This is a genomic window from Paenibacillus sp. 01T422 (assembly GCF_056398785.1).
In genome coordinates this window covers 1-7,851 of the sequence record NZ_JBFTQB010000553.1, presented here as the reverse complement: position 1 = coordinate 7,851, position 7,851 = coordinate 1, and the positions used below count along the sequence as shown (strand labels likewise).

The following is a 7,851-nucleotide window of genomic DNA, read 5'->3' as shown; positions in this document are numbered from 1 at the left end:
TCACCATATTGACGGCCCATTTCGGCTCTGGCTACTTGAATTTTTTCGTTATAATCTGACGCTTCGCGATCTGGATTTTCTTGTTTGAACTGCGTCATGACCGCTTGAACATTTGTCGGGCGTGGGCCCCAATGTCCAAGTACAAAGCCGCCAGTATCTGTAAACACAACGATTGGAATCGAACGACCGCCACTTGTCAGGAACTGATCGATTACGTCGTAGTTTTGCTCAATAATCAGCACTTCCACAGGCACACCGCTGTTTTCCAGCGCTTTGAATACGACAGGTACGTTGCGAACAACATCGCCACACCAATCCGCAGCAATAATGACACAGCGCAGATCGTCACGGTTATTTAGAGAATCGAAATATTCCTTATCCTCTTCATTATCCCATGCAAATCCGTTGTAGTAATCCAAAAATTTCTCTTTATTTTTCTCCATGCCGTCAATGAATTTCTGTGGCTTTAAGCCTGTGCGCAATTTGCTTGCAAGATTCGTACTCATCGCTACTCATCCTCCTAATATAGGGATCTCTGAACGTTGATCAAAGTCCCTCCATTTTCGTATTTCTTCCCTATTATTGTAACAAATTGAATCGAATGCGCAAATCCAGATTGCTAAACTTTCGCTTTTCTTTTCAAATAAAGTTGATATCCCACATACAATAGTGTTAAAACAATCGCTGCAATAATTAGTGGTTTTATGTACGGCCCTGCCATCTCATCAATCGTTTCCCAGTTATCTTTGAGCTTCATCCCCAAGTAAACATAGAGAAAGGAATAAGGAATAAGTGCTACAGCTGTGTAAAGTGTAAATTTGCCAAGCGGCATTTTGGCCATGCCACCCGGAAGGGATATAGCGTGACGGACGATAGGAATGAATCTTGCTGTAAAAATCATGCCCGTACCGTAGCGGTTGAACCACGCCTCAGCAACATCGATATGATGCTTACTGATCAGCAAGTATTTGCCGTACTTCTCCAGGAAAGGTCTGCCACCATAACGTCCGATCCAATAAAGCACGATTTGGGCCAGTGTCCCGCCGATAACCGCGCAAACAATCGCGCCATAGAAATTAATTTCACCTTTGGATACCAAATAGCCCGCATAGGCAAGAAGCAGCTCGTTCGGAATCACTTCCAGCATCAGTCCGAGGAAAATCCCCCAATAGCCAAGCCCTTCCAAGTAAAGCAAAATATTGTGAATCAACTCACCCATTCCTGAACCCTCTCTCCCTCTATGATCCATCCGATTTCTACCCTCCATTCTAACACAGACGGGCTCTCGTCAACCAGTTTCACCCACTTATAGCCAGCAAAATAGGAAAGAATAATCATGTGCTGACAAGCCTCTGCATAAAATGTACAAGAATGTTTGTACAGGAGGCGGGCCCTATGTCCCAAGTATGGATTATTAAGCGCAAGCATCTCTATCTGGCAGCCGTCGTACTGCTGCTAATTCTCTCGGGCGTTCTCTATATGAACCGCGGAAAAATCGTCCCGACACTAGCCGAGCCTATGCCCGAAAGAACCATTCAAATGGTTGTAGGTGAGTTCAAATCGACCACCAAAGATGGAAAAACGATCGAAGCTTACCGCTGGGACCCCGGCACCGTTTTCATTCAAAAAGGTGAACGAATCAAACTCAGCATTTATGGTGTCAACGGTGACAGCCATCCTTTTCTCATTGAAGGACTCAACATTAGCGGTGAGGTCAAAAAGGGAAAAGAAACCATCGTTCATTTCACTGCCGATCAGGAAGGCACGTACCGCATTATTTGTATGACACATGCCGATATCGCCCATAACGGACCCATGATCGGCTACCTCGTAGTCGATTAACGAACTTTTACAGCTATGCCGCTCAACTTGGGCTCCTTGGCCTCTTATCCCGAGTGGCTCTACGCCCACTTTATGCATACAAATAGCATAGAGGAGTGTGGATGCCGTCATGATTAATAACAAACAAGGTGAAAAACATAAACAGCAATTTCCCAATGCGCGCAGCATTCGGAGAGCTTGCAGCAAGGAATTGTACCGGACCGTGAAACGGTTGAAAATATGGCTCTCCCCGGAGCAAATTAAAGAGGCCGAGGAGCTATATGTGCAGAAGGTCATGCTCAATCTCCCCTTCATCGTGGAAAACGGCTCCAACCGCAAAGCGCTTTCTGACTGGTTTGACATCAACGTAGGGCCTGAACTTGCTCCCATTTGGAACGTCGAGTTGGCGGTTCTAAATAGTGCATTTCGCGATGCGTTTGGCGGCTGAAACAAGAAAAAAAGAAGGTCATGGGTATGTCAGACATACGCCATGGCCTTCTTCTGTTATAGATATGCTTAGGAGAACTCAGGCAGCCAGCTGCCATGCGCTTCAATCAACTCGTCGCACATCGCGACGATGTCATCCATCGATAGCTCAGCGGATGTATGTGGATCAAGCATAGCTGCGTGATAAATATGATCACGTTTGCGTGTAATTGCCGCTTCAATCGTCAATAGCTGCGTATTGATGTTCGTACGGTTGAGCGCCGCAAGCTGTGGCGGCAGATCCCCAACATAAGTTGGTGTAACCCCGTTGCGGTCAACCAGACAAGGTACTTCCACGCATGCTTCGCGCGGTAGATTCGTAATTAAGCCAGTATTCATCACGTTGCCGCCGATTTTGAACGGAACATCTGTCTCAATGGCTTCGAAAATGTAAGAAGCATACTCATGGGAACGCGCATGTGTTAAGTTCGTATCGTTCACGAGATCCTCGCGCATTTTCTTCCAACGGCTGATCTGCTCGATGCAGCGGCGCGGGTACTCGTCTAACGGAATATTGAAGCGGTCAACCAGCTCCGGATAATTCCGTTTGATGAAGTACGGATGATATTCCGCGTTGTGCTCGGAGGATTCCGTAATGTAATGACCGAATTTCAGCATCATTTCAAAACGGACCATATCCTTATGTTTTCCCTTCTGCTTCTCGATCGCCCGTTTCTTGATTTCCGGGTACAAATCGACGCCATCCTTCGTTACCTCAAGCAACCAAGCCATATGGTTGATGCCGGCGATTTTGGCTTTGACGCCTTCCTTCTCCATGCCAAGGCTCTTGAACAGCTCAGGGATGCAGGCCTGTACACTGTGACATAGGCCAACCGTGCGAACTCCGCCATACGTGTTCATCACATTGGTTAATACAGCCATTGGATTCGTGTAGTTTAGGAACAAAGCATCTGGGCATACCTCACGAATATCGGCAGCAAAATCAAGCATAACCGGAATCGTCCGCAGATTTCTGAAAATACCGCCAATACCAACTGTATCTGCAATTGTTTGTCGCAAGCCATACTTTTTCGGAATTTCAAAATCCGTAATCGTACATGGATCATAGCCACCTACTTGAATAGCGTTTACGACATATTTCGCACCCCGCAAAGCTTCCTTGCGGTCCGTATACGCATGAATGACAGACGTGCTGCCACTTGTTTTTTTGATATTATTGAGAGCAATAGCGAACTTTCCGTGCTTTTTAGCGGGGAAGGGAAGCCTATTGCCCTGCACAATACAGGGCCTGGTGTCCACGATTACTATCTGGTTCACACCGTGCACTCTGGTAACGGCACTTTCGAGATGCACAACCGAACCTACCACTGCGCAGCAGGCGACACGTTCATCATCTACCCTGGGGAGCTGTTTCGATATACGGCGGATGCCGAGAATCCCTGGCATTATTCTTGGGTGGCCTTCACGGGGTACGCAGCTGGCGTGATGCTCTCTCAAATCGGCGTTTCCCCGCAAAATGCCGTCATCTCATGGAGCATCCCCCGCTCCATGCGTCACTACTACCGCCGAATCCGCTCCAGCTTTCAGCAGTCGATGTATCCGGCGCTTGAAGATATCGAAGCCGGAGGCTGGCTTCGTCTGCTTCTTCGCGAGCTTGGCCGGGCTGGCGCTCATCAGATAAAGGCCAAGCCTGCCACCGAAACGGAGATCCAGCGGCAAGTCAGTCAGGCGGTCCGCTATCTGGAGCTGCAGTACACCCAGGTCGTCTCCATCGAGCAGCTCGCGCGCACATTGGGCTATCACCGAACCTACTTGTGCAAAATGTTCAAACAAGCCACTGGCCTCGCGCCCATGCAGTACCTTTTCAAAATCCGCATGGAACGCGCCAAGCAGCTTTTGGAAACATCCATGACCATCGACCAGGTGGCCTCGTCTGTCGGCTTCAACGATGCGCTTTATTTCTCCAAGCAGTTTCACAAATGGAGCGGCAGCGCGCCTTCGGTGTACCGGAAGGAGCTGACGGGGAGGGGAGTCTAGTGGGTGGATACGCAGCCAACATTGACGTCCCTGTGGACACACAGTATTGACTCCCTTGCGGATAAACAACATTGACTCTTCGAACAACGTTGACTGCCCTGCAAACAACAACATTGACTTCCCTGCGAGCACACGGTATTGACGTCCCTGTGGACACACAGTATTGACTCCCTTGCGGACTAGCAACATTGACTCCCCTGTAAACAAACAACATTGACTCCCCTTTTTCTGCGGGCTGGGGAACTACAGGGCGTTATTCTACCGAAATAGCCGAATATCAGAGAATAGCGGAACTACAGGGTCCTATTTGCCCCGAAAACCCTTTTTTCTGGCTAAATCGGACAAAATAGCGGATCATAGTTCCCTCTAATTAGCCCATACCCTATAATTCCGAGAATAGAGGATCATAGTTCCTCTTGCTAGCCTTCATACAGCCAAAAAGGGCTATCCCATAGGTCATTCCTGACCTTTTGAGATAACCCTTTTGCGGTTTTAACATCATTAATAGTAAATGGAATTAATACTGTTAATTTCCAGCATTTCATCGCTGCCAAGTCGTATAACAGGAATTTCTACCGTTAATTAGCTGCGTTAAGCAGAATAATAAGAACAATGGCTGTTTTAGAGGTACTATTTCCAGTTATTCCTTGAATCCCCGGTTCGCAGGGGTAATTAACGGGAATTTTTCCAGTTAACTGACAAGCAAGTTGCCCAATTACCCGTAGGTAGGAGGCGACTTGCCCTCCTAAATCTCAATATCAACAATCAGACTATCCTCACGGCCTACCTCGCGAATATACGCAGCAACCGCTTGGTGCTCCGGATTTGGACCATATGCTTCAAGCGCAGCGCGATCCTCGAAACGAACCGACAGAACCACTTGGTATCCTTTATTTTTCTCCGAGAAGTTAATACCAGCTTGAATATCGACGATCCCCGTCAGATGAGGGCGAAGCGCTTTAAAGCGGTCGACGACTTCTTGAAGCTGCTCCTGCGTAGTTGTTTCTCCGAATTTTACAAGCACAATGTGATCGATCATAATATAAAACCTACTTTCCCCAAAACAATTTTGGCACGTTGATATGTAACGTCTTTCATCATATCAGGAAGGAGATGGCTCGTCGATATCCACAATCGGAATCTCATTCGGTACTGCGCTCGGATTCCAATTGAGTACGCCGTCCAGAATCTCATTCGGTACTGCGCTCGGAATCCAATTGAGAACCCCGTTCAGAATCTGATTCGGTCCCCCGCTAAGATTCCCATCCGTAACACCATTCAGAACCCTCACCAGAGATTCAGCCAAAATCTCATTCGGAGCAACCTCCAACCTTCCCTGTCTCGCCCATTTGGGCGCAAGCTATTAATCCAGCTGCAATCTTGCTCGCTTGGATGGGGCGGTAAGTCCGAAGCCCGCCAATCATAAGCGGAGAAATCGCGCGTGAAACGATGCTTCCCAGCTGCTCACCTACTCGAACCTCATCACGATCTCCTAGAATTAGAGAGGGACGAAGCATATACAGTGAGCGAAGGTTCAGCGTCCGCAGCCCCTGCTCGACATCGCCTTTTACCCGATTATAAAATATAGAGGAAGCACTATTCGCCCCCATCGCAGTCACAATAGCAAAGACACTTGCCTTCCCCTTGCCAGCGATCTCACCCAGCTTCATCGGAAATTCGAAGTCTACTTTGCGAAATTGCTCTTGAGAGCCAGCTTTCTTAATAGTCGTCCCCAATGTGCAAAACACGTGAGCACCAGTCATAACGGACATAACCGCAGGGCCCAAATCCGTATCCAATTGGCTGTAGTCTGTCTTCACTTGGACCAACTTCTCGCTTCCCCGCAGATGAAGGACTTGGATGTCCCTACGAACAAGCGCGATAATTTTATCGTACCTAGGGCCTTCCAGCAGCAGCCTGATCAATTCCCGGCCTACTAATCCTGTACCGCCCGCTACTATAGCCGTCGTTCCCATACTGCTCCTCCTTCAACTCGCATGGATGTCTGATCAACAATTCGATGCCAGATGTCACGTGCTGTGTGCTATTCACTATGTACTTTGTGCTACGATTCTATGTTCTATGTGTTTCTGTTCTGTTCTGTTCTGTCCTGTCCTGTCCTGCCATGCTCCACCATACTCTACTCTACTCTACTCTACTCTACTCTACTCTACTCTACTCTTCTCTTCTCTTCTCTTCTCTTCTCTTCTCTGTTCTGCCCTGCTCTGTTCCATTCCGTTCTGCTCTGCTCTGTTCTGTTCTGTTCTGTTCCGCCCTGTTCCACCATGCTCTGCTCGTTCCGTCATGTTCCGCCATGCTCCGCTCTGTTCCGCCATGCTCTGTTCCATGCCATCGCCTCGCCCACCATACCGCCTACCTCACACTTCCCAATCCTCGCGCAGAGTCTCATAAAGCTTGATCAGGAACGCAGAAGCATCATAAGTGATCGCAGAATCTAGATCTAATTTTATCGCAAAATAGTGCGCAATAGGCGCAGCCAGCTCTGCCAACCTCGCATTAGGCATGGTAGGTACTCTTTCAACCCAAGCCTGCAACAGCTGCCAATCCTTAGCCGTAACCTCCTGCCTGAGATTCTCCTCTACATGCAATACAATCTCAGGATAGTTCTTGCGTGCGATGGCCTTTTCAAGCTGTTTTCGCCGTTTTATCCGTTCAAATCGCGCTTCAATCACAACCATGGTACCAGCAACCATATCGCCGACCCGCTTATCCTTCGAGCTTAAGAACATGCTGAGAACTCCCACGAAATAGAAAGCAGGCATCATATCCAGCAAACGAAACAGATTACGAATGATAATGGATAAAAGTGTTGCCGACTGGCCATTGTTTTGAATGACGCGCATCCCCAATTTTCGTTTCCCCAGTGTTTGACCGCCCATAAAAGCTTCCGAACATATGAAATAACCCAGGTTCAATATAATCCATAAAACAATGCTAATTGCCAATAAATAATCCGCAAGCGCAGGCAGCCAACTGCCAGAGTATAACCTGCTCACCAAAATAACGAACACGAACAACAGGACATTTACGATTAATAAAATAAGGCAATCCAACAGATGCGCTAMCGCCCTGCTGCCAATKCCKGCRGTYTGAAATTGCAATTGCACCTGCTCAGGGGTGATGACCGTCACTTCTTTATCCAGAGACTCGTTCATAACATCTCCTTAACGTTGCATAATTATGGTAATTTAAGACTTTCCTATGATAAAATGAACAGATTACAGCAAACCTCAGCCTACATTAACCACATAGGGTTTCGCTAGAGCTAGCTGTTAAACGCTTAGGAGGCTTTTATGGACATCTCGCGCTTTATTCGAGAACACAAATCCCAATGGACGGAGCTAGAGCAGTTGCTGCTTCAGCTTAGTAAGAGAAAACGCAGCTTGCAGGCCAGTCACGTGAACAAGTTTACTGAGCTTTACAAAACAGCTTCAGCGCATTTAGCCACTCTCCAAACCCATTCGCCCGCTGATGAAACTACCGTTTATTTGAATCATCTGGTCGCACAAGCACACAATACAATGT

At 47.7% G+C, this 7,851-nt stretch carries 10 protein-coding genes and 2 pseudogenes; 4 read left to right on the top strand and 8 right to left on the bottom strand.

All coding sequences use genetic code 11. The features are described from left to right. A partial coding sequence (locus AC1DUA_RS25680; RefSeq protein ID WP_477502464.1) for a thioredoxin family protein occupies positions 1-506 on the bottom strand: 506 nt, incomplete at its 3' end. Between the two features lie 113 nt (positions 507-619). Next, positions 620-1,249, bottom strand: a complete 630-nt coding sequence (uptA, locus tag AC1DUA_RS25675; RefSeq protein ID WP_477502463.1) for an undecaprenyl phosphate transporter UptA — start codon at positions 1,247-1,249, stop codon at positions 620-622. A gap of 230 nt (positions 1,250-1,479) precedes the next feature. Here uptA and AC1DUA_RS25670 point away from each other — a divergent pair, with 230 nt between their 5' ends. After that, on the top strand, positions 1,480-1,842 hold the full coding sequence (locus AC1DUA_RS25670; RefSeq protein ID WP_477502465.1) for a cupredoxin domain-containing protein: 363 nt from the start codon (positions 1,480-1,482) through the stop codon (positions 1,840-1,842). A 109-nt stretch (positions 1,843-1,951) separates the two neighbouring features. Continuing rightward, a complete protein-coding gene (locus tag AC1DUA_RS25665; protein ID WP_477502462.1) occupies positions 1,952-2,269 on the top strand; it encodes a dehydrogenase in 318 nt (105 codons plus the stop codon). 68 nt (positions 2,270-2,337) lie between these two features. On the opposite strand, the pseudogene melA reads toward AC1DUA_RS25665, so the two are convergent. Next, positions 2,338-3,489, bottom strand: a pseudogene (melA, locus tag AC1DUA_RS25660) (alpha-galactosidase); the annotation flags it as partial. Between melA and AC1DUA_RS25655 the strand changes: the two are divergent. After that, positions 3,445-4,305 (top strand): AraC family transcriptional regulator, encoded by an 861-nt coding sequence (locus AC1DUA_RS25655; RefSeq protein WP_477502461.1) that lies wholly within the window; start codon positions 3,445-3,447, stop codon positions 4,303-4,305. The pseudogene melA and the gene AC1DUA_RS25655 sit on opposite strands and share 45 nt — an antisense overlap. A gap of 745 nt (positions 4,306-5,050) precedes the next feature. Here AC1DUA_RS25655 and AC1DUA_RS25650 read toward each other — a convergent pair. The 5 genes from AC1DUA_RS25650 to AC1DUA_RS25630 all read right to left on the bottom strand — a co-directional run bounded on the left by AC1DUA_RS25650 (position 5,051) and on the right by AC1DUA_RS25630 (position 7,481). After that, complete coding sequence (locus tag AC1DUA_RS25650) at positions 5,051-5,344, bottom strand: Dabb family protein (RefSeq protein WP_145667347.1); 294 nt, start codon at positions 5,342-5,344, stop codon at positions 5,051-5,053. 63 nt (positions 5,345-5,407) lie between these two features. Next, positions 5,408-5,611, bottom strand: coding sequence for a hypothetical protein (locus AC1DUA_RS25645; protein ID WP_477502460.1), 204 nt, complete (start codon positions 5,609-5,611; stop codon positions 5,408-5,410). A 4-nt stretch (positions 5,612-5,615) separates the two neighbouring features. Continuing rightward, positions 5,616-6,281 (bottom strand): Rossmann-fold NAD(P)-binding domain-containing protein, encoded by a 666-nt coding sequence (locus AC1DUA_RS25640; protein ID WP_477502459.1) that lies wholly within the window; start codon positions 6,279-6,281, stop codon positions 5,616-5,618. Positions 6,282-6,470: 189 nt separating this feature from the next. Continuing rightward, entirely contained in the window at positions 6,471-6,653 is a 183-nt protein-coding gene (locus tag AC1DUA_RS25635; protein ID WP_477502458.1) for a hypothetical protein, read from the bottom strand. Positions 6,654-6,683: 30 nt separating this feature from the next. Next, positions 6,684-7,481 carry an RDD family protein gene (locus tag AC1DUA_RS25630; RefSeq protein WP_477502457.1) on the bottom strand — a complete coding sequence of 266 codons (798 nt, stop codon included), beginning with the start codon at positions 7,479-7,481 and terminating at the stop codon, positions 6,684-6,686. 138 nt (positions 7,482-7,619) lie between these two features. Here AC1DUA_RS25630 and AC1DUA_RS25625 point away from each other — a divergent pair. Further along, positions 7,620-7,851, top strand: a pseudogene (locus tag AC1DUA_RS25625) (stage II sporulation protein M); the annotation flags it as partial.

Excerpts from the sequence above, each read along its gene's own strand:
- uptA (WP_477502463.1), bottom strand. The coding sequence starts at position 1,249 with ATGGATCATAGAGGGAGAGAGGGTTCAGGAATGGGTGAGTTGATTCAC.
- AC1DUA_RS25640 (WP_477502459.1), bottom strand. The coding sequence starts at position 6,281 with ATGGGAACGACGGCTATAGTAGCGGGCGGTACAGGATTAGTAGGCCGG.
- AC1DUA_RS25635 (WP_477502458.1), bottom strand. The coding sequence starts at position 6,653 with ATGGAACAGAGCATGGCGGAACAGAGCGGAGCATGGCGGAACATGACG.
- AC1DUA_RS25670 (WP_477502465.1), top strand. The coding sequence starts at position 1,480 with ATGAACCGCGGAAAAATCGTCCCGACACTAGCCGAGCCTATGCCCGAA.
- AC1DUA_RS25665 (WP_477502462.1), top strand. The coding sequence starts at position 1,952 with ATGATTAATAACAAACAAGGTGAAAAACATAAACAGCAATTTCCCAAT.
- AC1DUA_RS25655 (WP_477502461.1), top strand. The coding sequence starts at position 3,445 with ATGAATGACAGACGTGCTGCCACTTGTTTTTTTGATATTATTGAGAGC.
- AC1DUA_RS25650 (WP_145667347.1), bottom strand. The coding sequence starts at position 5,344 with ATGATCGATCACATTGTGCTTGTAAAATTCGGAGAAACAACTACGCAG.